The following is a 26,527-nucleotide window of genomic DNA, read 5'->3' on the forward strand; positions in this document are numbered from 1 at the left end:
GCGTCTTTGATTAAGCCTCTTGTCCTACAGTTTCGTCCTCGATGCCAAGCTCTTCCTTGACCCATTCATAGCCTTCGGCTTCCAGACGCTCTGCGAGCTCCGGACCGCCGGATTTCACAATACGTCCCTGCATCATGACATGAACAAAATCAGGCTTGATGTAATTCAGCAAGCGTTGATAGTGGGTAATGACCAGGAAACCGCGTTCCGGGCTGCGCATCGCGTTGACGCCTTCGGCGACAATCTTCAGTGCGTCGATATCAAGGCCGGAGTCGATTTCGTCCAGGATGACGATCTTCGGATCCAGCATCATCATTTGCAGAATTTCATTGCGCTTCTTCTCCCCGCCGGAGAACCCTTCGTTCAGATAGCGGTGCAGGAATTCCGGATTCATCTCCAGTTCCTTCATCTTCGCTTCCATTTGGCGGATGAACTTGATCAGCGAGATTTCCTTTCCTTCTTCCCGGCGGGAGTTGATTGCACTGCGCAGGAAGTCGGAATTCGTCACACCGCTGATTTCGCTCGGATACTGCATAGCCAGGAACAATCCGGCACGGGCACGTTCATCGACGGCCATCTCCAGCAGATCCTCACCCTCAAGAAGCGCGGTGCCTTCGGTTACTTCATATTTCGGATGGCCCATCAAAGCGGAAGCCAGGGTACTCTTGCCGGTACCGTTCGGACCCATGATGGCATGGATCTCGCCGCCCTTCATTTGCAGGTTAATGCCTTTCAAAATCTCCTTGCCTTCAATCGTCGCTTTCAGACCCTCAATGACGAATTCTGCTGCCATAGTTAATTTTCCCTCCATTGATGAATTTGCGAAATCTAGAAAGTGTATTGTGACAGGATAAACCTGCTTGCAGCACAGTTATACTTTATATCACATTATAATAATTATAAAGTAGAATGAACTGATTATCAATGATTCTCACTAATTTTATTACAAAGCATACGTTTTTACAAACATCTATTTTCAATTTTCAACCAGCCGCATCCATGCCTTTCCTGGGCTTTCAGCATTTTCCGCTGCCGAAGCTGCCGGAGTCCCCCAACTAGCCTTTGCAGAGTACCACACCCGTATCAGGGTTCCACAAATCGTAGCGGGGCATCCCGAAGCGTCTTTATAAAAACAGGTCAGCCGGAATACTCCGGCTGACCTGTAGACAAGAAATAAAGCCTCCCGCAGGAGAGGCTTTATGCATGATTTCAGCAGCTTATTGGCCAAGGAAAGAGCGCAGCATCCACTGTGTCTTTTCAAAATCGGTACGGATTTTGATAAACAGGTCTGCCGTAGGCTGATCGCTGAGACCTTCCGCCAGCTCAATGCCCTCAGTCAGCTCTTCGCCTACCGTTGCGAAGTCCTCGATCAGCGCCTGCACCATACCGCGGGCGTCTTCCTTGCCGGAAGCCTCCTGAATCGAAGAAATTTCCAGATATTCCTTCATCGTTGCGGCCGGGGCCCCTTTAATGCTAAGCAGGCGCTCGGCAACCTCGTCCATTTTCAGGGTAACGTCGTTATAGATTTCCTCGAACTTCTCATGCAGCGAGAAGAACTGTTCTCCCTTGACGTACCAATGATAATTATGAATTTTGACGTATAAGACATTCAGGTTCGCCACTTGACGGTTAAGTACTTGTTCCAGTGTTGCAGAGTCCACTTTGTTCGATGCTTTAGCCATTGCAATATCCCTTCCTTATCCTTAAATTTGCCGGCTGCTTATCCGGTGTCCGGCCTCGCCGTTGTCTATATTCCATTTACCCTTGGCCCCGCGGGTCGAAACAATTTCCGGCCCCCGGAGGCACGGCTGCCCCATGCGGTATAGCTTGCGGCATTCCTGCCTTCATTATACTCGCCTGCGGCTGCAGCAGGCCAGCAGCCGGTTCAGCTATTTTGCGAGTTCTGCTGCTTAATCAAAAAAAGAAACCCGCCGGCAGGCCGGTCGGGTCTCTCCGCGAAGATCTGCCAATGTCCATATGGACGCGGGCGGATCTGCATTCTACAGCATACGGAGCAGCGCTTCCGCGCCGCTCATTCCCGGCACAATCCCCAGCTTCTCCGCCTCGGCGGTAACCGACTCCAGCGGCGCCTCCAGCAGCTGCTGCAGGGTCCTTACGCCTACCGCCCGTCCGGCAATAATGCCGCGGTCGGCAAGCCTCGTGTTCAAGAGGCCGACATCCAGTGCTCCGCACATAATATATCCGCGGCTGGTGCTGATGCTGAGCAACGTCGTCTTGGGAAGTTTGACCTCCACGCCAACCAGAGTATGATCGCCTACCTGAACAGGCTCCAATGTAACCAATGTCAGCTCCTCCTTTTAGCATAATCACAAAGTATGTGTATGCGTCCATTGGAATCGGCGTGTGGACGAATGGAGCCAATTTCCTGGGGACAATGTCCTAAGTTCTTCCCTTTCGGGTATATGCTAAAACTTAAAATAATGATATAGTTTATTTACTTTATGAATCGTGTTTACGATGAAGCTGGGGGAGCCATGGACAAGAAATTACATCATACAGACGGCAATTATTTATTTAATGTCGACATCCTGGTCAATGCCCGTACCAACCCGCTTGCGCTGCAGTATCTGCTTGAGATGTTGAACAGCAATGAGAAAATCACTGACTTCAACATTAACTCGGGACTCGAGCTGGGGAGGACGATCGACCATCTTCTGCGCTCGGCCAAGATTGCCCTGAAACAAGAAGCTGCAGCTCCCGAAGCCATCAGGCTGCCAGTGAAGCAAGCGGAGAAACGGCAACAGCCGCCGGCTGCATCCAAGCCTCCAGTTGAAGGGCCGCTTGATGTGTATAATACCATCAGGCAATACATCCAGAACAAGCAGCTTGTACGCCTCAGAACCAATCAGAGGGGCAAGCAATCCTCCATGCCCTGCCGCATTCTGAACTTCGACGAAGCCGCTAATACGATCAGCGTCTACCATGTGGACGAGAAGCAGGTATATACGTTTCATCTTAATGAAATCGATGAGTTTATGTAGCCGTTTTCTTGTCAAAAAACCGACAAAGCACCCCTCCCGCCCAATAGCATGCGGAAGCGGTGCTTGTTTTCTTTGTCAGGACTTGCCCCGGCTAAGCGCCTCCGAGGCCAGACAGATCCAGCCGGCGATGAAGCTCACGCCTCCCAGGGGCGTAATGGCACCCAGAATTTTGATTCCGCTGATGCTCAGCACGTACAGGCTGCCGGAGAAGAGAATAATCCCCAGAATGAGCAGCCGTCCGGCCCAGAGCAGCCGCCTGCTCTCCCCCCACGCTCCTGCCGTTAGCGCGATCAGAATAAGGCCCAGCGCATGGATCATGTGATAATGGACGCCAGTCTCATACACCTGCATATAATGCTCGCTGATCCGCTCTTCCAGCAAATGTGCACCGAAGGCACCGATTGCCACCGACAGCATGGCAAGCAGCGCTCCCCAGGCCGTCAATCTTCGCTGCATGGATAGATCCACTCCTTCATCGATTATAGGCTTCTCCTATATTAACGTATTCCGGCCAGACAAAGCCAGCGGCTGGGGGGAGGATGATTTTTCGGCCGGGGGCTTGCAATTGCCGTCATCTTGTGAAAAAGTGGAATCAGCAGCAACAGTATATTACTAAAAGCAAGGAGTGCCGCCTATGGACAATCATCCGCCGCCTAAACCGCCCGATTCCGCTTTCCAGCCGGAACACCCCATGCCCGGATACTACGCGGAGCAGCCGCAAGAGACACCTTACGAATACCGGCAGAGCAAGCAAGACATGAAGCATTCCGGCCCGGGAATCGCTTCCTTCGTTATCTCGATGGTAACGCTCATCGGATACATTGTTACTTTGCTTTATGCCGGCGTGCAAGCTACAACTATACTGGAGTCGAGCAGCGGTCCCATTGCCAGCTCCTCCGAGGTTATTATGCTGCTCGGAGTGTCTGTCCTGGTGCTGCTCGCCCTCAACATTATCGGGGGCATCGTCGGCATTATCGGCCTGACACTCCGGGGCCGGCGCAAAGTATTTGCCGTGCTGGGCACCGTCTTCAACGCCTTGTTCGTGCTGCTGTTCATGCTGATGGTCAGCGCCGTGCTGGTGAACGCAGGAGCTTCCTGACCGTTCTTGCCCGGCACACGGAGAGAGAACCCCGCAAAGTGCGGAGCGGCCGGGAAGCCGTCTCCCGCTTTGCGGGGTTCTGTTATCCGGTATTCGGCTTATTGGTCGATCATAGAGTCAAGCGAAGCATAGACATGCGGGCCGAAGCCTTCGGAAGCTTCGCGCTGCGGGATATTCAGCTTGATGATGTAGCCTTGGCCGTCTATCTCCTTGACGATATACTGCCGGGTCAGGCCGGTCTTCATGGCGCTCAGATATAGCCGCAGGCTGCTCATCCGCTTGTCCCGCTCACTCTGGCTGAGTGCACTGACCTTGCCGACGGCGGACAGCTCGGCCCGTCCTTCTTCTTCCAGGGCGTCCAGATTGAAATCGGAGGGCAGCTTGGTAATTTCGGCGTAATACTCCGGATCGACCTTCATGGACAACCGGTTGGCCGCCGCATCGAAATCAAAGATGTCAAACACGTACAGAGCGTAACCGTCGCCTTGTGCCAGGGCTGCCGTCTTCTCCTCCTCCATCCCTTCAAGCGTCAGCTTGAACGTCTTCGTCCCGGGCAGCGCTGCAACCCCGCCGGCATCTTCACCGGCTTTGACCAGTTTGGACAACACCCGCTGAACGACGCTTTCATCGCCCTCCACGGCTTTCTCTACATATTCAAACTCCACTTGATCATCCATTTCAAGACCCTCGGGAGCATTCTCCATTCCGGCGCCCAGCTCAAAGGCTGTCGGTCCGGCTTCTGTCTCGATCTCCACGGAATGATTGTCAATTTGGCCCACATATATCCCGGTGTCATGGATGACCTCCGACTCCGCTTCTGGAGACGGGCTGGGCGAGAGTGCCGGGCTCGGTGTAGCGGCCGGACTCGAAGCCGGGGCCGGAGAAGCCGGGTCCACCGTTTCTGAGGGAGCCTGCGCACCGGAGTTGCCGGTGCAGGCGGTAAGAGCCAGCGTTAAGACCAGAGCCGCGGAGATGGCCGGCAGTGAACGTTTGTGCTTCATGATGATTGCCTCCTCTTGTATTCGCGTAATGGCTGGGATGTGCTTACCCTTATAACGTTTAACCCGTATTAAGGGTTGCATAAACTTGGCCAGACTCTGCTGCCGGGCGCTCCCGCTGACCCTTATCCTGCGGTATAAGCCACTCTTCCATTAACTACCGTCATCCTTGCCTTTACTTCGAGCAGCGCTTCAGGATCTGCAGAGATATCGCGGTCAATTACCGTAAAGTCCGCCCACCGGCCGGGCTGTATACCGCCCCGCACCGCTGCTTCGCCGGCGGCTGCGGCACTGCCGGCAGTAAAGATCGCCAGCGACTCGCCGAGACTCAGCTTCTCCTCCGGCAGATACCCGGCATGCGTCTCGCCCGGCTTGCGCCGGGTTATGGCGGCATGCAGGCCCAGGAAGGGACTCAGCGGCTCAATCGGCGCGTCGCTGCCGCCGGCGCAGACAATGCCCGCCTGCAGCAGCTTCTTCCAGGCGTACAGAACCTCCGTACGCTCCGGCCCTACCCGCTCCAGCACCCACGGGAAGTCGCTGGCAACGAAGCGCGGCTGGATGTCGGCGATCAGCGGAAGCCGCTGCATCTGCTCTACCAGAGTGCGGCTCAGCACCTGCGCGTGAATGAAGCGGTCCGGTAGTCCCGCAGCCGTCGGCAGCGGATGCCGGGCCATAGCCGTGAGCGTCATACGGGCCGCCGCATCCCCGATGGCATGCACCGCGACCGGGAAGCCGAGCCGGCGGGCTGCGGCGACGATGCTGTCCAGCTGCTCCTGCGGATGGATGGCGATGCCCCTTGTCCCGGGAGCGTCGCTGTATGGCGCTTCGAGGAGCGCCGTCCGCCCGCCGATCGCCCCGTCGGCGAACAGCTTGACCGCTCCGAGCCGCAGCCACTCGTCGCCTTGCCCGGCGCTAAGTCCCAGCGCCTCCACCTCCTGCAGGAACTCATAATACAGCAGCTGGTGGGTGCGGAAGCACAATCCCTCCTCGCGCAGCTCCCGGTGAATCCGCAGCATCGTTTCCACGCTGCCCAGGAGACGCAAGTCCTCCGTATGGACCGCAGTCAGGCCTAGCGACAACGCATCCAGGATGCCCCGGCGGACCGCCTTCTTCTTGGCGGCATAATCCGGCTCGGGCTGAACCGCCTGAAACGGTGCCGCCGCATCCTCATAGATCCAGCCGTTCAGCTTGCCCGCAGAATCGCGGCCATATGCACCGGAGGCAGAGTCCGGCGTTGTTTCACTCACGCCGGCCCGCCGGAACGCCTCGCTATTGCCCAGGTAGGCATGGAAGCAGGTCCGGGTCAGAAAGACCGGATGCCGGTCCGTGACCTCATCCAGCTCAGACATCGACGGTGCAAGCTTCGGAGCGAACTCATTCTCATTCCAGTTCAGGCCGAGAATCCACTCTCCCGTCGGCGTGACGGCCGCGCGCTGCGCAACCGCGCGCAGCATCTCCTCCTTGGAAGCCATGCCGCTGAAATCGAGCATGTCCAGCTTCATTCCGTGCATGCCCAGATGCACATGCGCATCGGTCAGGCCGGGAAGCACGTGAGCGCCCTCCCAGTCTACGTGCTCAACGTCTTTGCCGCCAACCTGCAGGGCAAGGTCCTTGCCGCTGCCCACGGCCGTGATTACTCCAGCTTCTACATACACGGCATCGGATTCCGGATGACCGCTGAGGGACAGGTTGCCATTCGTGAACAAGGTTGCTTTCAATTGCTCCACTCTCCTTTTTATATCGTTATATATACTTTGCCTGCGATTCCGGAGGGGGCTTAGGCAAGAGCCGGAAGCAGGCCGGGGCGGGATTAATACAATGATGATGAGCCTGATTACAGCCTTCGCGAAGGAGTGATTTCCGTGAGAATCGATATCGGCTGCGGTTCCGCCAAAGAAACCGGTTATCTGGGAATCGACCGCATTGCCTATCCCGGCGTGGATATCGTCTGTGATATTAATGAGGAAATCCCGCTGCCGGACAATACCGCCGAATTTGTTATGGCCAGCCGTGTGCTGCCTTACGTACGCAATTTGTTTGCCGTAATGAAAGAAATATACCGCATCAGTGCCCATAAAGCCGTTGTATGCATTCTTGCGCCATACGCCCACAGCTTCCCCCATGTCTCCAATCCCTTGTTTAGGCAAAAATTCGATGAATACACGCCGCGGCATCTCACCGCCCAGTTCTTCCAGCCTTCCCTAGGTATGCCGTCTCCGGCCGTTCCCGACTACCCTTCGCCCGCTCCTCCCTTCGATTACAGGCTGCTGCGCATGGAGGTGTTCTATCAGTATCCGTTCAACGACACGCTGTACGAAGCGGAGGAGCTGGAGGTTCTGCGCACGCTGCAGTCCAATGTGGTGCATGAAATTATGTATCATTTTGCCGTAATCAAACAAGAAATCTCTCTGGAAGAGCTGGAGGCCATGAGCCGCAAAGCCTACCCGGAGCCCCGGGTTCTGCGCTACAGACGCCTGCCCGGAGAGAACGGCAGATAAGCTGCTGTTCTCTTTTTTTGTGTGCTGCGGGGTCCGGCTTCGCGGTAAATCATATATTTCAGGAAAAAATGCACTGGGACATACAAATCCGTACATCCCCCTTCATAGGCTAATATAGCACAAAACAATCCCCGCAAAGCGGAGCTTTCACAGAATGCCGGTTCAGATTATTTGCGGGGACCCCGGCAAGATAACCCGAAAAAGGCGGAGCCGTTACTGCATGCGGATTCAGGTGCTTTGCAAAGTCCCTGGTGTATGCCTCCTGTAAAATCCGAGAGGCGGACGCCGGTTTGGGCTGGGGGCGGTCTGCTTTCAGGTACGTGCGGGACTTCTTGCAGGACAACACTCATCAGAAGGAGGTGAGAATCATTCCTCTAGTCGTTCGGGCTACAGTCAACGCTACAGGCGCCATCACATTTACCGGGAATACGCTGGGCTTAAGCCGTTCCGGCACCACCGGCGTTCCCGGCACCGAGGACAGCATCGGCGCGTTCAGCACAGTCAATACAGCCTCCGTCTTCGGCACCTACCCTGCGGGTACTACCAGTCTGTACCAGAACAACAGCTCGGCGGCCATTCTGACGCTGCCTGCCGGAAGCACGGTGCTATACGCCGAACTGATCTGGGGCGGTTCCTATATCAACGGCTCGGTCAATCTCAGCGCGGCCATCAACAATCCCGTCTCCTTTACGACACCGCTAGGAAATACCGTCAGCGTCACGCCCGACGCCGCCACCGCCAATACGGTCGATCTGGGAAACGGCGCATTTGCTTTTGTCCGTTCAGCCAACGTAACGAGCATAATTCAGGCGTCCGGAGCCGGAACCTATATCACGGGCGGAGTAGTGGGGACCATCGTCGTCTCGGGTGATCCGACGGCCAATCATGCCGGCTGGACCCTGGGCGTTATTTACCAGAACCCGTCCCTGCCTTTCCGCAACATGTCGCTGCGGGCCGGAGCGGTGCTGGTGCAATCAACCTCGGCGCCCGTGGTAACGACGATTACAGGATTCGCCACACCGGTTACCGGAGCACTCGGCGGGCGCGCCCTGTTCAGCGCACAGGAAGGCGACGCCAACCGTTCCGGCGACCAGGCGCTGTTCGGACCGACCTCCGCGACCCAGGTCGCCTTATCCGGTCCCAACAACTTTGCGAATAATTTCTTTGCATCACAGATCAACAACGATGCCGGAAATCTGAATACGACCGGAACGTTCGGCAACCGCAATCAAACGAACGGCAGCCCAGGCTCGAATATTGTAGGCGGCCGCCAGGGCTGGGATATTACCAACGTTGATGTCTCGGCAAGGCTAGTGAACAACCAGTCCTCCGCCGTGCTGACATTGACAACCTCCGGCGATGCCTATGTGGTCAACGCCAATGCAATCCAGGTCAATATCAATGCTCCGGTGATCAGTCTGACCAAGGGCTCCAATGTCACCAGTCCCATCGTGGGAGACCTGATCACCTACACGGTCACTATCAGCAACAGCGGCACGGCCAGCGCAGCCAGCGTGGTTCTGTCCGATACGCTCCCGCCGGGCCTCACCTTCGTTACCGGCAGCGTGGTCGTTGCAGGCGTGTCCAGACCCACCTTCGACATTTCAGCCGGCATCCCATTGGGCTCCCTGGCCCTTGGTTCTTCTGTGACCATTACATATCAGGCCAGGGTGACCTCACTGCCCAGCCCGCAGACGATTGCGAACTCGGCGAATGCGGCATTCACCTTCCAGAGCGTTGCCGGCGGGCCGACGGTTTCGGGAGTTATCCCCTCCAACACCGTTACTCTTCCGGTGTATTCACCTGTTCTGGGAATGGTCAAGAGTGCGAGCACCAGCAATGCAACCGTCGGCGATACCATCACCTATACCGTCCAGATTAACAATACGGGCAATATCGGGGCCACTACTACTTTCACAGACAACATCCCGGCGGGAAGCAGCTATGTTGCCGGCAGCTTTGCCGTCAACGGTACACCGATTGCCGGGAATCCGGCGGCAGGCATCGCCATCGGGACCATCGCCGCAGGAGCCAGCGCCACCGTCACCTTCCAGGTTGTGGTGAACAGTCTCCCTTCTCCGCCGCAGCTGACGGACCAGGCAACTGCCGCCTATACCTTCCTGGTCCCCGATGGACGCACCGTATCCGGCTCGGCAGCTTCCAATACGCTGACCATTCCGGTCAGACTGCCCAGTGTGGCTGTGGCCAAGAGCGCCAGCCTGCCCGATGTGACGGTCGGGGACATCTTAACCTACAGCTCGGTGGTTACCAATAACGGCATTGCTGCGGTCACGAACGTTGTATTGTCCGATCCCATTCCTGCAGGGAGCACGTTTGTCGCGGGGAGCGTGACGGTAGGAGGAGCATCGCGGCCGAACGCTGACCCGGCGGCAGGTATTACCATCGGGGCTATCCCGCCCGGCAACAGTGTAACAATCACCTTCCAGGTCAATGTGACTTCTGTTCCGGGCACAGGCCAGTTGTCCAACCGTTCATCGGTTTCCTATAATTCCGGCGCCTTTTCCGCCATCACGCAGTCGAACACAACCTTGACACCTGTATACCGCCCGGTGATCGGTATTGCCAAAAGCGCCAATACCGCCAGCGCCACCGTAGGCGGAAATGTGCTGTACACACTGCAGGTAAGCAATACCGGAAATCTGGAAGCTACTGTTAATTTGACCGATACCATCCCGGCGGGGTCCGCCTTTGTGGCCGGCAGCGTCACCGTGAACGGCGTCAGCCGGCCGGGGGATTCTCCGCTGACCGGCATCCCCCTGGGGGCGGTAGCCCCGGGTGCAACCGTAACGGTAACCTTCCAGACTACAGTTCAGAGTCTGCCTTCACCGGCTGTACTTACGGACCAGGGCACCGGGAGCTTCACCTACACCCTGCCGAGCGGCCGCGCTCTGTCAGGCAGCAGCGTATCCAATATCGTCAGCATTCCGGTCTCTGCACCCAATCTCAGCATCTCCAAGACCGGAAACCGCACTTCCGCTGCGGTAGGTGAAAATATCACCTACACGGTCACCGTAAGCAATCCGAGCGGCGTAACGGTCAATAATGTCATTCTGTCCGATCCGGTACCCGCCGGAGGCAGCTTTGTTGCCGGCAGCGTCACTGTGAACGGCACGCCTGTGCCTGCCGCAAGTCCGAATAACGGCATCGCGCTCGGTTCACTGGCGGCCGGAGCATCCGTGACGGTCTCCTTCCAGGTGAACGTCGCCTTCCTACCGGCGCCGGCCCAGTTCGACAACCGGGCTAACGTGACCTTCACCGCCGGCGCGTTCAGCGGGACGGCCATCTCGAACACCTTTACCACCACCGTCTTCATTCCGGTTATCAGTCTGGTCAAGAGCGCCAACGTGCAGCAGGCGTCGGTCGGCGGCACCGTGGCCTTCTTCATCCAGGTCAGCAACAGCGGCAATATAGCCGCCACGCTGAATCTGACGGACATCCTGCCGCCGCAGGTTGTATTCGAACCCAACAGTGTCATTGTCGGAACCACCCCGCTGCCCGGCTATGATCCGGCGACGGGCATCCCCGTCGGTCCGCTTGCTCCCGGAGACAGCGTCACCGTCAGCTTCGTGGCGACCGTCACCTCCCTGCCGCCGGGCCAAAGCTTCAATAACTCCGCTGCCGCCGCCTTCACCTTCACGCTGCCGGACGGACGCCAGCTTGGAGGCAACACCGTTTCGAACACGCTGACCGTCCCCGTCTCCGCGCCCAATGTCAATGTCGTCAAGAGCGTCAACGCCATCGACGCCGTTACCGGCGATGTCCTGACGTTCACCTCCGTCCTGACGAACACCGGCATTGCCGCCGTCAGCAACATCATTCTCAGCGATCCGCTGCCTGAGAATGCGGCCTTCATACCCGGAACCGTAATTGTGGGCGGCGTTCCCCAGCCGCTATCAGTTCCGTCCGCCGGCATTCCAATCGGCAGTCTGGCCCCAGGGGCGTCAGTCGCCGTAACATTCGAGGTGAGGATAACCATGCCGATTCCATCACAGATTAACAACCAGTCCACGGTGAGCTTTACATCCGGCATCTTCTCCGGCTCTTCATCGTCCAATATCACCACGACACCGGTGATCCAGCCGCAGATCTCGCTCGTCAAAAGCGCGAGCGACCAGAATGCAAGCGTCGGCCAAAATCTGGTCTATACCGTTGTCGTCAGCAACACCGGCAATCTTGCCGCCAATGTTACGCTGACCGATAACATCCCGGCCGGAACGGTCTTTGAGCCGAACAGTGTCATCGTCGGCGGATTTCCGCAGCCGGGGGCGGCTCCGGACACCGGCATTGCCGTGGGCACCGTTGCACCCGGCACCAGCGTTACCGTCAGCTTTGCCGTCTTTATCGTTTCCCTGCCGTCACCGCAGCAGCTTGTCAATCAGGCTTCGTCAACCTTCACCTTTACGCCGCCAGACGGAAGGCTGCTGACCGGCACCGCGCTGTCCAACACCGTAACGGTAGCCGTCTCTGCACCCAATCTGGACGTGGTGAAGAGCACGACGTTCACAGCGGTCGCAGTGGGCGATACCATTCCTTACACGGTAACCATCACCAACACCGGCATCGACCCGGTCACCAGTGTACTGCTCAGTGATCCGACACCCGATGGCTCCACCTTCGTCGCGGGCAGCGTAACGGTTAACGGTGTACCGTTCCCTGCGGCCAATCCGGCCACGGGCATCGCAATCGGAACGCTGGCCTCCGGATCCACTGCCACTGTTACCTACAACGTACTGGTCACAGCCGTTCCGACAGATGCGTCCATCGATAATCAGGCGACCGTGACTTACACGTCAGGAGTGTTCTCCGGAACCACCTGGTCGAATCCGGTCGCCGTGCCGGTCTTCCAGCCGAGCATCGCTGTGGTAAAGAGCGCAAGCACCGCCAATGCAACCGTAGGCGATACCGTCACCTACTTCCTGAATGTCAGCAATACCGGCAACTACGCCGCCAGCTTGACCGTCAGCGATAATATTCCGGCCGGCACCACCTTTGTGCCGAACAGCGTACTGGTCAACGGGCAGCCGCTGCCGCAGGCCAATCCGGCAACAGGCATCGCTGCCGGAGTTATTCCGGCGGGCGGGGCCGTACAGGTCAGCTTCTCGGTGGATATCACCTCCCTGCCGTCGCCGCAGCTGCTGGTGAACCAGGGGTCGGTGGCCTTCAGCTTTACACTGCCGGACGGCCGGACGCTTGGCGGCACAGCGCTTTCGAACACCCTGACGATTCCCGTATCCAACCCCAATCTGGGTGTAACCAAATCCACAACTACTACGGCTACGACTGTTGGCGATACCATCACGTACTCGGTCCTGCTGGCCAACAACGGGATAGCCACCGTCAATAACGTCATCTTCACGGACGCGCTGCCGGCAGGTACGGCCTTTGTGCCGAACAGCGTAACGGTGGATGGCACACCGCGGCCGGGAACCTCGCCGGCAACCGGGGTGACCATCGGCAGCATCGCTCCGGGTGCGACAGTCCTCGTCACCTTCGCCGTGACCGTAACTTCGCTTCCGGCCAGCGGCGTGCTGAACAACCAGTCTTCGGTCAGCTTCACCTCCGGCTCGCTGGCCAGCACCACGTTCTCCAACATTGTCACGACGCCTGTCTATGAACCGATTCTGTCAGCAGTGAAATCGGGAAGTGCCGCAGTTGCGACCGTAGGCGATACGATTACCTATACCGTCGTTGTCAGTAATACCGGAAACTATGCGGCCACCGCAACCCTGACCGACACCATTCCGGCCGGGACCTCGCTTGTACTGAACAGCGTACTGCTGGACGGCTTCTCGGTTCCGGGCAGCGACCCGTCAACCGGCGTACCTCTGGGCAGCATAGCTGCAGGAGCTACCCATACGCTTACCTTCTCTGTTGTCATCAATACCTTGCCGGCCAGCCAGCAATTAAGCAACCAGGCTACCGTCGCCTTCGCCTACACCTTGCCGGATGGACGTACCTTCAACGAGTCGGTGGTTTCCAACATCAACCTGATTCCCGTCTCTTCGCCTGACGTGGCTGTCCTCAAGACGACCTCGGTCATTGACGCGGTACCGGGAGATACCGTTCCTTACAATATTACGGTCACCAACAGCGGCATCGCCCCAATCAACAATGTAGTGCTCAGCGACCAGATTCCGGCCGGCAGCAGCTTTGTCCCCGGCAGCGTCGTAATCGCCGGTACACCGGCGCCGGGAGCCAATCCGGCGGGCGGCATCGCGCTTGGCTCCATCGCTCCGGGAGCGTCGGTTCTGGTTACCTTCAATATTCTGGTCAACACCTTGCCGAATCCGGCCAATCTGAACAACCAGGCTTCGGTCAGCTATACTTCAGGTGCATTCTCCGGTGCAGCTTATTCCAATATCCTGACCACGCCGGTATTCCAGCCGATCATTAATGTGGTGAAGAGCGCCGACACCGCCAATGCAACCGTTGGCGACACTGTCACTTACTTCGTGAATGTTACCAATACCGGCAACCTGCCGGCCGCTGTGACCATTACCGATACGATTCCTGCAGGCGGCGTATTCGTGCCGAACAGCGTGCTGGTCAACGGAGTGCCGGTACCGGGAGCAGACCCGACCACCGGCATCGGCATCGGCACCGTAGCTCCAGGCGCCACGGTTACCGTAACCATCTCGCTCCAGGTAACGATCGCCACGCTGCCGCCGTCCCAGCAGCTCGTCAATCAGGCCTCGGCCAGCTTCACCTTCACACCGCCGGATGGCCGTCTGCTGAGCGGAACCTCGCTGTCCAATACATTGGTCATTCCGGTGTCTTCGCCGGATGTTACCGCCGTGAAGAGCACACCGGCCATTGACGCCGTAGTCGGCGACATTATTACGTATACCATTGTAGTTACCAACAACGGCATCGCCACCGTCAACAATGTCGTGCTGGTTGACCCTATTCCTGCCGGCAGCGTATTCGTTCCAAACAGCGTTACTGTAGACGGCGTGCCGCGTCCCGGAGCCAATCCGGCAACCGGCGTCACCATCGGCAGCATCGCGCCCGGCGCTTCCGTAACCGTAACCTTCCAGGTCCAGGTTGTGGAAATATGAGCCTATCCGAGCGCCTGCAGCCTGTTGTGACGAACCAGTCCATGATCCTGTTCAACTCGGCGACGGGCGCAGACAGCATTACCTTCTCCAATACGGTCGTCACGCCCGTCCTCAGCCCCGTGCTGTCCTTAACCAAAAGCACGGACAAAACCAGCGTCTCCCTCGGGGAGACGCTGGTTTACACTCTGACCGCCGTCAACAGCGGCAATGTGCCTGCATTGATTACCGTGCTCGATCCGCTGCCGGAGGGCGTCTCCTTCATTGCCAACAGCGTCATCCGGGACGGAGTTCCTCTTCCGGGGATCGTGCCGGGCTCAGGAATACCGCTCGGAAACGTGGCTCCGGGAGGCCGGGTTACCGCTGCGTTTCAGGCGATCGTCGTTACCTTGCCTCCGGTTCCGGAGCTGCGCAACCAGGCGGCGGCACAATATTCCTTCGTCACCCCGGAAGGCCGGCTGGTTCGCGGTGAACTGGCCTCCAATGAAGCCGTAGTGTCCCTGCTCACGTTCCAGCTCTTCACACGGCTGACGGCCAGCACGGCAACGACCTTCCTTGAAGACGCCGTCACCTATACACTTTCCCTGCGGAACGAGGGCAGCTTGCCGCTGAACAACGTCACCGCCATTATTCCCGTACCTGAAGGAGCGGAGTTCATTCCGGGCAGTGTTGTCGCGCGCGGAATTTATTCGCCGGGCGTAAGCCCGTTGGGCGGAATCCGGCTGGGGACACTAAATGCCGGCTCATCCGCCGATATTACTTTCCGGGTACGGGTAATCAAGGAGCCTCCGGGCTCCGTATTATCTACCGCTGCGCAAATCGCTTATGAAGTGAATAATAGCATTCAGCACACCGAGAGCAATAGCGTGCAGGTCCGGGTAATTGTCCCGGGCGTTACCGTCAGCCTTAAGGTCAATGTTCCGGCCGCCGCTCCGGGAGAAACACTGCGTTATGAATTCACCGTGTGGAACAGTGGCAATCAGGCGGTGGAAGCCGTGCTTCTCGACGCCGTACCTGCCGGTACGCTGTTCGTCTGGGACAGCGTCCGGCTGAACGGCGCTCCGCTCAAGGGCGTCCGGCCGGGAGAGGGCATTCCGCTGGGCACGCTCCGGCCGGCAGTAGCCACAAGCGTGGTGCTTGAGGCTGCCATTGCGGAATCGACGGACGTCAGGCTGCTGCCGGCCGTGCAGAATCAGGGCAGTGTCCAGTATACGTATTCGCTGCCCGACGGCCGGAGCGTGCAGGAGACAGACCTGTCCAATACTGTAACGACCCTGCTGTTCTCCCCGGTCATTACCATCCGTATGACCGGAGAACCGCCGATTGTTGAGCCGGGCAGTATTGCCATCCTCAACATCTATGTGCACAACAGCGGCAATTACCCCGCAGATGTATCCATCCTTCATATCGTGCCTCGGGGCAGCGTGATTGACCCGGATATCGTGACCATCAGCGCGCTGACCGTTCCCGAAGCCGCCTCCAGGGGAACCGTGCCGCTGGGACGCCTGGAACCGGAGCAATCGGTTCACCTTCAATATTACGTGCGGATCAATTCCGATTACATGGGAAGATCATTGCAGGGTTCGTCGACGGCCGTCTACACCTATGAGATCGACGGGCGACGGTTCAGCGGCGAGACCATGTCCAACACCTACAAGCTTATTATTGAAGAAATCAGTGAATAAGTCTTATCACATATTCGCCATCCCCATGAATATACTTTTCTTACATCTGCACCTGACGCTCAGTGCCGCAACAGCCTGTACCGCATGAACTTCCATGGGAGGTGGTCCATTTGCCAGATTCGCCAAGTCCATTTACATTTGTCGTGTCCAAAGAAGACTGGTCCCTGCACCGCAAAGGCCATCAGGATCAGGAACGCCATCAGCAAAAGGTCAGGGAAGCGATTAAGGATAATCTGCCTGACCTTGTGACCGAAGAGAATATAATCATGTCGGACGGCAAACAGATTGTGAAGGTGCCGATCCGCAGTCTGGATGAATACCGGATTATTTATAATTTCCGGAAACAGAAGCATGTGGGCCAAGGCGACGGCGAGAGCCAGGTAGGCGATGTGCTCGGCCGCGATTCGCAGTCCTCCCAGCCCGGCAAAGGCGACAAAGCCGGAGACCAGCCGGGGCAAGACACGGTCGAAGCCGAGGTGAATATAGAAGACCTGGAGGATATTCTGTTCCAGGAGCTGGAGCTGCCGGACCTGAAGCCCAAGGATAAAGAGGAGATCGAGGTCAAGTCCATCGTCTTCAATGACATCCGCAAGAAGGGCATGATGTCCAACATTGACAAGAAACGCACACTGCTGGAGAATCTGCGGCGTAATGCCAGCAGCGGACGTCCAGGCATCCACAGCATCAGTCCCGACGATTTGCGCTTCAAGACCTGGGATGACATCACTGTCCCCCACTCCAATGCCGTTATTATTGCGATGATGGACACCTCGGGCAGTATGGGCACGTTCGAAAAATACTGCGCCCGCAGCTTCTTCTTCTGGATGACCCGCTTCCTGCGCCGCCAGTACGAGAAGGTGGAGATTGTTTTTTTGGCCCACCATACGGAGGCCAAAGAGGTCAGCGAGCATGATTTCTTCACCCGCGGCGAAAGCGGGGGTACCATCTGTTCATCGGCTTACCAGAAGGCGCTGGAGATTATCGACAGCCGCTATCCGCCGGCCAAATACAACATCTATCCTTTTCATTTCTCGGACGGCGACAATCTGACCTCGGACAACGAGCGCTGTGTGAAGCTGATCGGGGAGCTGCTGAAGCGCAGCAACATGTTCGGCTACGGAGAGGTCAACCAGTACAACCGCAGCAGCACCCTGATGTCCGCTTACCGCCATTTGAAGCAGGACCAGTTCATGCACTACGTCATCAAGGATAAGAAGGAAGTCTATCAGGCGCTAAGAAGCTTCTTCGGCAAGAGAGAGACGGCGAAATCGTGAGCAGACCATACGTCAAGGGCAGGCGCCCGGCCAGGCTACTTCATGCTCTTGAAGGCTCTAAAGCAACAGACGCACAGATACAGCCCTAAAGACACGAAGAACCTTCCCAGAGAAATCCGGGAAGGTTCTTCGTGCTTTCTCTTTTGAAGAAGATTATCCTGGGTCTAACATTCTTCCTTCCTGTTATTTGCAATGAATTCAGCAATTCGGATAAAGCTGCGGTCGGTCAGGATATTCAGGTCACCTTTCAGCACCACGTTAAACTTTCGTTCAATTGCAGCAAGGATGATGATGAAATCAAGAGAATTCAGATATTTGGACCATTCCAGGTCACCTTCCAGGCTGGTCAGTAATCCGCCTTCACCCTGTACTCCCGCTTCTTCCGCTTTTTGCAGGAGATGGGCATTAATGATTTCAAGTAATTCCTGAGTAATTGTATCCATGGAAAGCATAGCAGACGCTCCTTTGTATGGTCCTATTCTAAGAATGCTTCGTAAAACTTTAACTCGGCATCATAAATATTGTTGATCCGGTCCGGCAGCTCGGCGAATTGTTCGGCATGAAACTGACTGGAATACACATATTTGCCCACGGTTGTTCTAATCATGCTCCACTCATTGGTAATACTCTGCAGAATGGCACTTAATGGCTCCTGCTCCATCTGTAACAGCTTCAGCTTGTAGCTCTCCGCCTGCTTCGCCAATATGATTGAATTCAGCTTATCGAGCTGCTGTGAAGCGAAATCTATGGATAGATGCGTTTGCTGCATTAACCTCCCATAAAGCAGCTCCGACACCTCCAGCAGCTGGTCCAGGCCATCTGTAATTGCATTCATATTGGACCGGATAAGTTCCCGGTATTGATCAGCTCCGCCGGAAATGCTGGAAGCCCCTTGATCCAGCTTATAGAACTCATAGTAGGAATCCAGCTTCGGCCCTCCTTGATTAAATTCCTGATCAAATCCAATATAGGCCCGCTCCAAGTCTTCCATCCGGATTGTTTTTTTATCATAGGAGAGGTTCTCCATCTGCAAATGTTCAATAATATGAAAATGGCCGGTGCAATCATCATATCCATGGACTAAGAGGGTGTGCGGCGAATGCTTTCTCCGAAAGGTATCCATGCGAATCGGCAATTCGTAACAATCCACCCATAGTATGACCGGCCGCCCCTTATCTACCGCACGTTTGATCTGGCCAACGACTGTTCCGGCCCCGGCAAACCGTTCCCTCCCGGCAGCAATTCCAAGCCCTGCAAGAGCTTCCATCAGCCCCTTATTGCTCCGGTAAGAGATTCCGCAAAGAAGGTCTTCCCCTGTCCGGGCAGCTTCATACACCGCCCAATCGTTAATCAGTAACGGCAATATACTCCGCTGAAAATGCCCTATAACCGGAAACAAGGAATTATACAAGCAGCTTTGATAATAGATTTCGTTAAAAGGCTCTATCGGTTCAATGATTGTTGGCATCCCTTTTTCCCCGCTTTCACTTCAAGCTTGCGAACTTTCCAGAGCACCCGCTATTTTCTCAAGCGTCCGGTCCCGTTCAATATTTAAACGGTCCACTGCCACTCCATGTTTTTCCAACATAACCTCGACCCGGATCAGCAGCAAAGAATGTCCCCCCAAGTCGTAAAAATTGTCATCCACCCTGATCACATCACGTTCGAACAGCTCTCCCCAAATGCTTGCCAGTAATTGCTCAAGCTCGGTGTATTTACCGGATTCTCTTCCTGCCAACTGTACACTCTTGAAGGACTGTTGCTCCTGCAGCTGTCCGGTAACCGGTACTTGACTGGCCTGTGCAGAATTCATTTGCCCCAGGATCACTCTGGACCGGTTCGAATACAGGATGTGATCAAGCGCAGCCAGCGCTGCACGGGTTGAGATATGGCTAACCAGATTGTCGCTTTCTTTGACGCCGTAATTGGCAGCCATGCCGACTTCCTTCCAGGAAGGCCAATTGATCGAGCAAGCTGCCATCCCTAATCCGGATCGGTAGGCGGCGAATGCATCCATGAACCGGTTGGCAGCCGTATAGTCCCCTTGACCCGCGCCCCCAATAAGTGAAGCAAGCGACGAGCACAGCACCAAAAAGTCCAGGTGATCGTCCTTCGTAAGCAGGTGCAGGTTCCATGTCCCCATTACTTTTGGAGACAGGACCTCGTCCATTTGCTCCCGGGTTCTTCTGAACAGCATACCGTCTCCTGCACTGCCTGCAGCATGGAAGACGCCATTGATATTGCCGAGGCTGGCTCTAATCTGCCGGAACAGCACGTCCATTTGCCCGAAATCGGAAACATCCGCGCTGTATGAATGTATGGAAGAACCCATGCTCTCCATTTCCTCTATGCTCTCAATGATGCGTTTACGTTCAGGACTATCCCCCGCTTTAATGGAGGCCCATTCGTCGCGGCCCGGTAGTGGCGTCCGGCTTACCAGGGCAATGGAGATTTGCTGCTGTCTCGCCCAATGCTTGGCCACCTCTAAGCCAATTCCCCCATGTCCTCCTGTAATGACATAGACGCCATTGGCCCGGACGGCAACAGGTCCGGCCTCGGTTGTTCCTAGCTCCGCTGCCTGTAGGCTTTCAATATATCGGACACCGTTTCGGTATGCACATTCTGCCGCCTCTTTGATTGGAGATAACACTTGTTCAAGTACAAGGGATTCAACCGTATCGTCCAAATCAAAGCTGCGGGTGTACAGGTACGGATGCTCTTGGTGAATCACCTTCGCCATCCCGAGCATCGCGGCACCGGACGGATGAATCTGCTGCTCATCCCCTGTCACAGCATTGGCCCACCTTGTAAGCACAGAAATCACCGTTTCCTGTCTTCGCTGCTTCTTGAATAAGGCTTTTGATAAAGAAGCAAGGCTGTACACACTGCGGCCGAGGCGCTCCTGCAGCTCCAGGGGATGATCCGGCTGCCGTTCTTCAAGATCAAAGGCATGGATGATATGCCCAACCTTGCCTGCGTGCTCAAGTAACAGGAGATAGTCGGCATCATTGCCTGAAATCACATATTCACGATCCGTTACTTTGCTGTACCGGGGTCCATGATAAACTTCAATATAATCCCGGTCTTGCTGTTCCAGAGTAGTCCGGATCTGGTTGCACACCGGAGCGGTTGTCCGGAAGAACAGCGTCTTCCCGTCCACGGGTTCCGCGTGCTTGTCATCCCTCTGCTGGGGTACCCATTTGGGCTGGTAATAGCCTTGCTTCTCTTCATGCAGGGATGTTAAAGCGGCGTCTCTCTCAACCGTCTGTATATGCTTCTCCGGAATGCTTATCCAGCATCTGCTCTTCGAATAACTGTAGGTCGGCAAACTGACTTTATGGTAAGAACGGGCCGGATATAACAGCTTCCAGTTCACCTCAGCTCCTTGTATATAAGCCAGAGCGAAATCATGAAATGTTCTTCCTGCATCGGACGAATCCTTGCTGATCTTGGACAGCAGTTCTTTGACTTGCCCGGAAGCGAAACCGGACGCAGTTTCCGAATTCGGCCAGGTGGCTTTGTTCGCGCTGACGTTATAGCTGCCGTAATAAATGTGATGCTTTTCCATTGTTACGAACGGGGTATTAAGGAACCGCTCCAATTGCAGAATCAGATCATCTGTGCTGCATGCCTTCAGCACCAGGCGGTGAGCATAGTGGCCTCTCCCTGTGTTAACAGTGCAGCAAATATCTCCGATGTTATGCTTGCCGGCAGAACTTGACAGGAAATGTATATATCTGTCCACCATATCTAACAGATTTGTTTGTTCCATAGCGGATAAGGTGAAGATATGATGTAATTGGTCCGGGAAAGTCTCTTTTCGTTCCGGAGCCTCCTCTAATACGACATGGCAATTGGTCCCGCTTAAGCCGAACGAGCTTACCCCGCATCGTCTTGGTGCATCTGTTGCACGCTCCCAGCGGATTAAACGGTCTGCCACATAAACGGGCGAATCAATAAACGATATATTAGGATTGGGCCGTCTAAAATGCAGCATCGGCGGAATTTGTTGATGCTCTAAGGCAAGCACGGCCTTAATAAAACCGGCGATTCCCGCTGCATGATCCAAATGGCCGATATTCGTCTTGACGGAACCGACGGCGCAAAATTGCATCTTGGAGGTATGCTTGCGGAACGCATTATGGATTCCTTGGATTTCAATAGGATCTCCCAGCTTAGTTCCCGTTCCATGGGCTTCCAGATAAGAGATGGATTCGGGATCGATTCCCGCATCCTGCCATGCCCGCAGAATAACCCGCTCCTGAGCGGCCGGATTCGGTGCTGTCAGCCCCACCGAGCTGCCGTCCTGATTCCATGCGCTGCCCTTCACGACCGCATAAATATGATCATGATCGAGCACTGCTTGATGCAGCGGTTTGAGCAGAACAGCCGCCACTCCCTCTCCCGAATTTGTTCCATCCGACTCTGCATCGAAGGTTCGTGTGTACCCGTCTGAGGATTCTGTTCCCATTTTATAGGCATTCGCTTGATTGGCCGGTAACATATTAATTCTGACGCTCCCCGCTATCGCAGTATTGCATTCGCCTGCACGAATAGAGCGGCATGCCAGATGAAGTGCGGATAAAGAGGAAGAGCATGCCGTATCCACCACACTGCTGGGGCCTTTAAAATCAAATATATAGGAAATCCTCCCGGCAATAATCGACTTCAGATTACCTGAAGTTGTCAGACCCACAAGCTCGGGAGCAGATCTTTGCGCGAATGCTCTGTATTCATTGATCTCATCGCTGGATAATCCGACGAATACGCCGGTCTCGCTGCCAACAAGCTCCTTTCCCCCGTATCCCCCATCCTCCATGGTGGCATAGACCGTCTCCAGAAAGAGACGTTGGTGCGGATCCATTAACTGAGCCTCAATAGCCGGCAGAGAAAAAAACTTATAATCGAACGTGTCAATGCTGCCAAGATAAGCTGCTTTCTTAAATTCCTGCTGCGCAATGCCGCTTTGCTTCAGCGCATCTGTAATATCTTTCTGGCGTGCTGGCGGAATGTCTTCAACCAGACACTTCCCTTCAACCATACTATCCCAGAATTCATTTGTATTTTTGGCGCTCCCAATCTGACAGGACACCCCAATCACTGCAATATCCTTACTTGAGATTTGTTCAAACTTGATATGTTCGTCCGTAATTAGCATTTCGGAAGCATCAAAATCTACCAGTCTTTTTTTCACAACATACCCTCCAATTCGGTAGCCCACACCTGATGTATCATCGGTGGCATAGAGGAGAAGGACAACCGCTTGCCTTCCCCTCACTGCACCTGTTCACTTCAAGCCTCTGGCTGGCCGAGCTTTCTTTCGCATTGTTCCAGCATTTTAGCCAATAAGCCTACAAACTGGCGAAGCAATCTCTCCACAGATGCCTGTAAAATCCGGCCCTGGTTATACTCACAGGTCATCGACTGGACAAGTCCATCCTCTCCACAGCCCAGCACAAGATCAAACGGCTTAGCAAAGCCTGCCGGCAACGGGACAGCGCCTGTAAATGCACAAAGGATATGGCCTTCCTGCGGCTCATAAGCAGCATACTTTACCTGCTCCCAATGAAACCGGCTTTCCGTTCTCAGGTATCTGTCTACTGTGGCAAAAACATCCTCCAGCTCTTCGGCTTCCCGGAATGAAACCTCCACCCGGCATAAATCGCCGCCTTCGATCAGGCAAGGCAATGTAACCCTTTCTGTGTCTGCGTATTCCGACATTAAATATGCAAAAGCGGTCAGCAGCACAGCCATCTTCTGAATGCTGTAATGACTCGAAATGCGTTCCAGGCTTTGACCCGTCCGCTCCGGAAGCACAAAGCGCAGGACATCGCCCGGAATGTAGACGCCTTGCCCAGCCCTTCCTGAAGTCGGGAAAGCGAGGGGAAGGGGCTTCCATGCTGGTGTTTGTTTTTGCATCTGGACCGTTTCGATATATTGAGCCAATTGCCGCACATTCGGATTTCCGAACAAATCCGCTACAACGAGGACGCCAGGATACTTCCGGTCTAACTTGGCATATATATCCACAAGTCGCAGTGAGTTACCGCCTACGTGGAAGAAGTTATCCGTAACCCCGATATCATCTTTGTGAAGCACCTCTTGCCATACCTTCAAAATGTCAGATTCCATCTCTGTAGCCGGCGGCAGGCTCTCTTCCTGATCCTGCATGGCTGCATCCGGAGCAGGCAGGAGTGTCCGGTTGACTTTACCGTTATTATTCAGCGGGATATGGTCCATTTGTACAAAATAGGACGGGATCATATAATCCGGCAGGTACCCGGACAGGTGAGCGTGTATTTGCGCTACCGTCAACGGCATGCTGCATACCAGATATGCACATAGATACGTTTGTCCCTGCTCATCCTTCCGGTCGATTACGACGGCTTCGCAGATATGCGCATGTGCCAGAAGCTGCGCCTCGATCTCCCCGCACTCGATCCGGTAGCCGCGGATCTTCACCTGCTGGTCGATCCGGCCCAGGTACTCCAGATTTCCATCCGGCAGCCATCTCGCCAAATCCCCGGTCCGGTACATACGCTCACCTGGCTCGAACGGGTTGTCTATAAATTTCATTGCCGTCAGCTCCGGCCGGTTCAGATAGCCCCGGGCCACGCCGGCTCCCGTAATACAGATTTCGCCCTGCACACCCATGGGCAGTAACCGGTCTTCCTGATCCAGAATATACACCCGCACATTGGACACCGGTTTACCGATCGGAACGGTTCTCAACTCTTCTTCCGCTCCATCTGCCGGCCACATCGTAGCGCACACCGTCGTTTCCGTCGGCCCGTACGCATTGATTAAGTTGACGTAAGGGCTCCACTTCCGCACCACCTCCGGCGGACATGCCGAGCCCGCCGTGATGACCGATCTTAACGGACGGACTTGCTCCGGGTTCATTCGCGTTAAGTACGCAGGCGGCAGGGTGATGATTGTAATGCCGTTTTCCCGGATGTACTGCTCGAACTCCCCGAGGTTATGAATCACTTCCATCGGTACGGTATGCAATTGGGCTCCGCTGCATAGGCTCATCACGATTTCTGATAGAGAGGCATCAAATGAGAGCGACGCAAACTGGAGAATCCGGTCATCTCCGGTAATCCGCAGTGTACGTTGAAACATGGACGTCAAGTTGGCCACACTCCGGTGCTCGGCCATCACTCCTTTGGGCCGCCCCGTCGAGCCTGAAGTGTAGATGACATATGCCAGATTCTCCGGCCCGCTGACCGCTCCTATATTGCAACCATCGATACCGCTGCTTTCTCTGATGTGCATTGTACTGGTGGCAGCGGTTTCGGCCCTTGCTGCCTTCAGTCCCAGCTTCGCTCCCGCAAAGGCCGTTCCCGCCAGCAGCGCCTCATCGCCGATCAGCCACTGACTGCCGCTGTCCTCCAGCATGTATTGGATGCGCTCTGCCGGATATCCCGGATCAATCGGCAAGTATGCCCCGCCGGCCTTCAGGATGCCGAGCACCCCAACGATCATCTCTACTGAGCGGTCCATCAGGATGGCCACGATACGGTCCGGCCCCACTCCTTGCCCACGCAGCATCCACGCCAGCTGATTCGCCCGTGCATTCAGCTCCGCATAGGTCAACTGCTGACCGCCATGTACGGCCGCCACCGCCTGCGGCGTTTTCTTCACCTGCGCCTCGAACAGATCATGGATCGTCGCTTCCCGCGGATACGGCGCCGCAGTATCATTAAACGCATGCAGCAGCTGCCCTTTCTCCTCCGGCGTGACAAGCCCATACGAGCCGATCCTTGCTTCCGGCTCCCCGGCGACTTGCGGCAAGAGCTGCACGAAGTGCTGCAGGTAACGCCGGGCTGTCTCCTCATTGAACAGCGCGCTGCTATATTCCAGCAGCAGCTGAAGTCCTTGATCGTTCTCCGCGACGTTTAGCGTCAGGTCAAACTTCGACGCTCTGTGTTCCAGCTCGACCGGACGCACGTCAATATCCGCCAGTCTAAAACGCGCCTGCTCCATGTTCTGCAGCACCAGCATCGTGTCGAACAAGGGGTTACGGCTCATATCGCGCCGTACGTTCAGCTTCTCGACCAGTTCCTCGAACGGATAGTCCTGATGCTCGAACGCCGCCAGCGTCCGCTCCTTCACCTCGCGCAGGAAGTCCATAAACCGTTTGTCACCCGATGGGGCGTTGCGCAGCGCCAGCGTGTTCACGAACATCCCGATCATCGGCTCCGTATCCGCATGCGTCCGTCCTGACACCGGTGTTCCGACCACAATGTCGGTCTGCCCCGTGTACTTGTGCAGCCACACGTTATAGGCCGCCAGCAGCACCATGTACAGCGTCGCTCCGGTCTCCGCGGCGATTCGCTTCAGAGCCTCTGCCGTCTTGACGTTCACTTCGGTGTATACCTGTCCGCCCTCACTGCTTGACACCGCCGGACGTGTCCGGTCGGTCGGCAGCTCCAGCACCGGCGCTTCCTCTGCATAAACCGACAGCCAGTACGCCTCATGCATCTTCATCCGCTGCACCTCGAGCGTGCCCTGCTGCCAGACCGCGTAATCCTTGTACTGAATCCGCAGCGGTGCCAGCTCTACGCCGGCATACGCCGTCATGAAGTCCGATACCAGCAGGTTCATCGACACGCCGTCCGACACGATATGGTGCATGTCCCACACCAGCCAGTGTCGCTCTTCTGCCAGTTGCAACAGCCAGGCCCGCAGCAGCGGCGCCTGATTCAGTGCGAATGGCCGCACAAAGCTCCGCATGAGCTCCCGGGCCTGCCCTTCCTCTGCATAGCGGCACACCCATTCCAGCTCCACGTCTTCGTGTATCTGTTGTCTCGGCTCGCCGTCGATCCACGTGAACGACGTGCGCAGCGATTCGTGACGGGCAATGACCGTGCGGATCGCTTGCTCCAGCCG

Annotated in this window: 16 protein-coding genes; 6 read left to right on the top strand and 10 right to left on the bottom strand. The window is 55.9% G+C overall.

Annotated elements, in window-relative coordinates; genetic code table 11:
- Positions 1–10: 10 nt before the first annotated feature.
- The 3 genes from sufC to F1379_RS05825 all read right to left on the bottom strand — a co-directional run bounded on the left by sufC (position 11) and on the right by F1379_RS05825 (position 2,303).
- Positions 11–793, bottom strand: coding sequence for a Fe-S cluster assembly ATPase SufC (sufC, locus tag F1379_RS05815; RefSeq protein WP_150267330.1), 783 nt, complete (start codon positions 791–793; stop codon positions 11–13).
- Positions 794–1,217: 424 nt separating this feature from the next.
- A complete protein-coding gene (locus F1379_RS05820; protein ID WP_150267332.1) occupies positions 1,218–1,682 on the bottom strand; it encodes a Dps family protein in 465 nt (154 codons plus the stop codon).
- A 318-nt stretch (positions 1,683–2,000) separates the two neighbouring features.
- On the bottom strand, positions 2,001–2,303 hold the full coding sequence (locus F1379_RS05825) for a YunC family protein (protein ID WP_150267334.1): 303 nt from the start codon (positions 2,301–2,303) through the stop codon (positions 2,001–2,003).
- Between the two features lie 192 nt (positions 2,304–2,495).
- On the opposite strand from F1379_RS05825, the gene F1379_RS05830 reads away from it, so the two are divergent.
- Complete coding sequence (locus F1379_RS05830; protein WP_150267336.1) at positions 2,496–3,002, top strand: hypothetical protein; 507 nt, start codon at positions 2,496–2,498, stop codon at positions 3,000–3,002.
- A gap of 75 nt (positions 3,003–3,077) precedes the next feature.
- Here F1379_RS05830 and F1379_RS05835 read toward each other — a convergent pair whose 3' ends face one another.
- Positions 3,078–3,458 (bottom strand): DUF423 domain-containing protein, encoded by a 381-nt coding sequence (locus tag F1379_RS05835; RefSeq protein WP_150267338.1) that lies wholly within the window; start codon positions 3,456–3,458, stop codon positions 3,078–3,080.
- Between the two features lie 178 nt (positions 3,459–3,636).
- Here F1379_RS05835 and F1379_RS05840 point away from each other — a divergent pair, with 178 nt between their 5' ends.
- Complete coding sequence (locus tag F1379_RS05840; RefSeq protein ID WP_150267340.1) at positions 3,637–4,101, top strand: hypothetical protein; 465 nt, start codon at positions 3,637–3,639, stop codon at positions 4,099–4,101.
- A 98-nt stretch (positions 4,102–4,199) separates the two neighbouring features.
- Here F1379_RS05840 and F1379_RS05845 read toward each other — a convergent pair whose 3' ends face one another.
- Positions 4,200–5,102, bottom strand: coding sequence for a hypothetical protein (locus tag F1379_RS05845; protein ID WP_150267342.1), 903 nt, complete (start codon positions 5,100–5,102; stop codon positions 4,200–4,202).
- A 122-nt stretch (positions 5,103–5,224) separates the two neighbouring features.
- The gene (locus tag F1379_RS05850) at positions 5,225–6,817 is read right to left on the bottom strand and encodes an amidohydrolase (RefSeq protein ID WP_150267344.1); all 1,593 of its coding nucleotides are present in this window, start codon (positions 6,815–6,817) and stop codon (positions 5,225–5,227) included.
- A gap of 144 nt (positions 6,818–6,961) precedes the next feature.
- On the opposite strand from F1379_RS05850, the gene F1379_RS05855 reads away from it, so the two are divergent.
- The 4 genes from F1379_RS05855 to yhbH all read left to right on the top strand — a co-directional run bounded on the left by F1379_RS05855 (position 6,962) and on the right by yhbH (position 17,632).
- On the top strand, positions 6,962–7,597 hold the full coding sequence (locus tag F1379_RS05855; protein WP_150267346.1) for a methyltransferase domain-containing protein: 636 nt from the start codon (positions 6,962–6,964) through the stop codon (positions 7,595–7,597).
- Positions 7,598–7,965: 368 nt separating this feature from the next.
- Positions 7,966–14,676, top strand: a complete 6,711-nt coding sequence (locus tag F1379_RS05860) for a DUF7507 domain-containing protein (protein WP_476739480.1) — start codon at positions 7,966–7,968, stop codon at positions 14,674–14,676.
- On the top strand, positions 14,673–16,358 hold the full coding sequence (locus F1379_RS05865; RefSeq protein ID WP_150267350.1) for a DUF11 domain-containing protein: 1,686 nt from the start codon (positions 14,673–14,675) through the stop codon (positions 16,356–16,358). The genes F1379_RS05860 and F1379_RS05865 overlap by 4 nt, the downstream gene beginning before the upstream one ends.
- A 110-nt stretch (positions 16,359–16,468) precedes the next feature.
- Positions 16,469–17,632 carry a sporulation protein YhbH gene (yhbH, locus tag F1379_RS05870; protein ID WP_150267352.1) on the top strand — a complete coding sequence of 388 codons (1,164 nt, stop codon included), beginning with the start codon at positions 16,469–16,471 and terminating at the stop codon, positions 17,630–17,632.
- Positions 17,633–17,796: 164 nt separating this feature from the next.
- On the opposite strand, the gene F1379_RS05875 is transcribed toward yhbH, so the two are convergent.
- The 4 genes from F1379_RS05875 to F1379_RS05890 form a co-directional block, all read right to left on the bottom strand.
- Positions 17,797–18,084, bottom strand: a complete 288-nt coding sequence (locus tag F1379_RS05875; RefSeq protein WP_150267354.1) for a hypothetical protein — start codon at positions 18,082–18,084, stop codon at positions 17,797–17,799.
- A gap of 23 nt (positions 18,085–18,107) precedes the next feature.
- The gene (locus tag F1379_RS05880; RefSeq protein WP_150267356.1) at positions 18,108–19,100 is read right to left on the bottom strand and encodes a BtrH N-terminal domain-containing protein; all 993 of its coding nucleotides are present in this window, start codon (positions 19,098–19,100) and stop codon (positions 18,108–18,110) included.
- Positions 19,101–19,121: 21 nt separating this feature from the next.
- Positions 19,122–22,826, bottom strand: coding sequence for an SDR family NAD(P)-dependent oxidoreductase (locus tag F1379_RS05885; RefSeq protein ID WP_150267358.1), 3,705 nt, complete (start codon positions 22,824–22,826; stop codon positions 19,122–19,124).
- Positions 22,827–22,924: 98 nt separating this feature from the next.
- Positions 22,925–26,527, bottom strand: a 3,603-nt coding sequence (locus F1379_RS05890) for a non-ribosomal peptide synthetase (RefSeq protein ID WP_150267360.1), incomplete at its 5' end; no start/stop codon positions are given.

Source organism: Paenibacillus tepidiphilus (assembly GCF_008635795.1).
GTDB lineage: Bacteria > Bacillota > Bacilli > Paenibacillales > Paenibacillaceae > Paenibacillus_AQ > Paenibacillus_AQ tepidiphilus.

Coding starts and splice junctions, on each gene's coding strand:
- F1379_RS05875 (WP_150267354.1), bottom strand. CDS start 18,084: ATGCTTTCCATGGATACAATTACTCAGGAATTACTTGAAATCATTAAT.
- sufC (WP_150267330.1), bottom strand. CDS start 793: ATGGCAGCAGAATTCGTCATTGAGGGTCTGAAAGCGACGATTGAAGGC.
- F1379_RS05880 (WP_150267356.1), bottom strand. CDS start 19,100: ATGCCAACAATCATTGAACCGATAGAGCCTTTTAACGAAATCTATTAT.
- F1379_RS05820 (WP_150267332.1), bottom strand. CDS start 1,682: ATGGCTAAAGCATCGAACAAAGTGGACTCTGCAACACTGGAACAAGTA.
- F1379_RS05835 (WP_150267338.1), bottom strand. CDS start 3,458: ATGCAGCGAAGATTGACGGCCTGGGGAGCGCTGCTTGCCATGCTGTCG.
- F1379_RS05840 (WP_150267340.1), top strand. CDS start 3,637: ATGGACAATCATCCGCCGCCTAAACCGCCCGATTCCGCTTTCCAGCCG.
- F1379_RS05865 (WP_150267350.1), top strand. CDS start 14,673: ATGAGCCTATCCGAGCGCCTGCAGCCTGTTGTGACGAACCAGTCCATG.
- F1379_RS05830 (WP_150267336.1), top strand. CDS start 2,496: ATGGACAAGAAATTACATCATACAGACGGCAATTATTTATTTAATGTC.
- F1379_RS05845 (WP_150267342.1), bottom strand. CDS start 5,102: ATGAAGCACAAACGTTCACTGCCGGCCATCTCCGCGGCTCTGGTCTTA.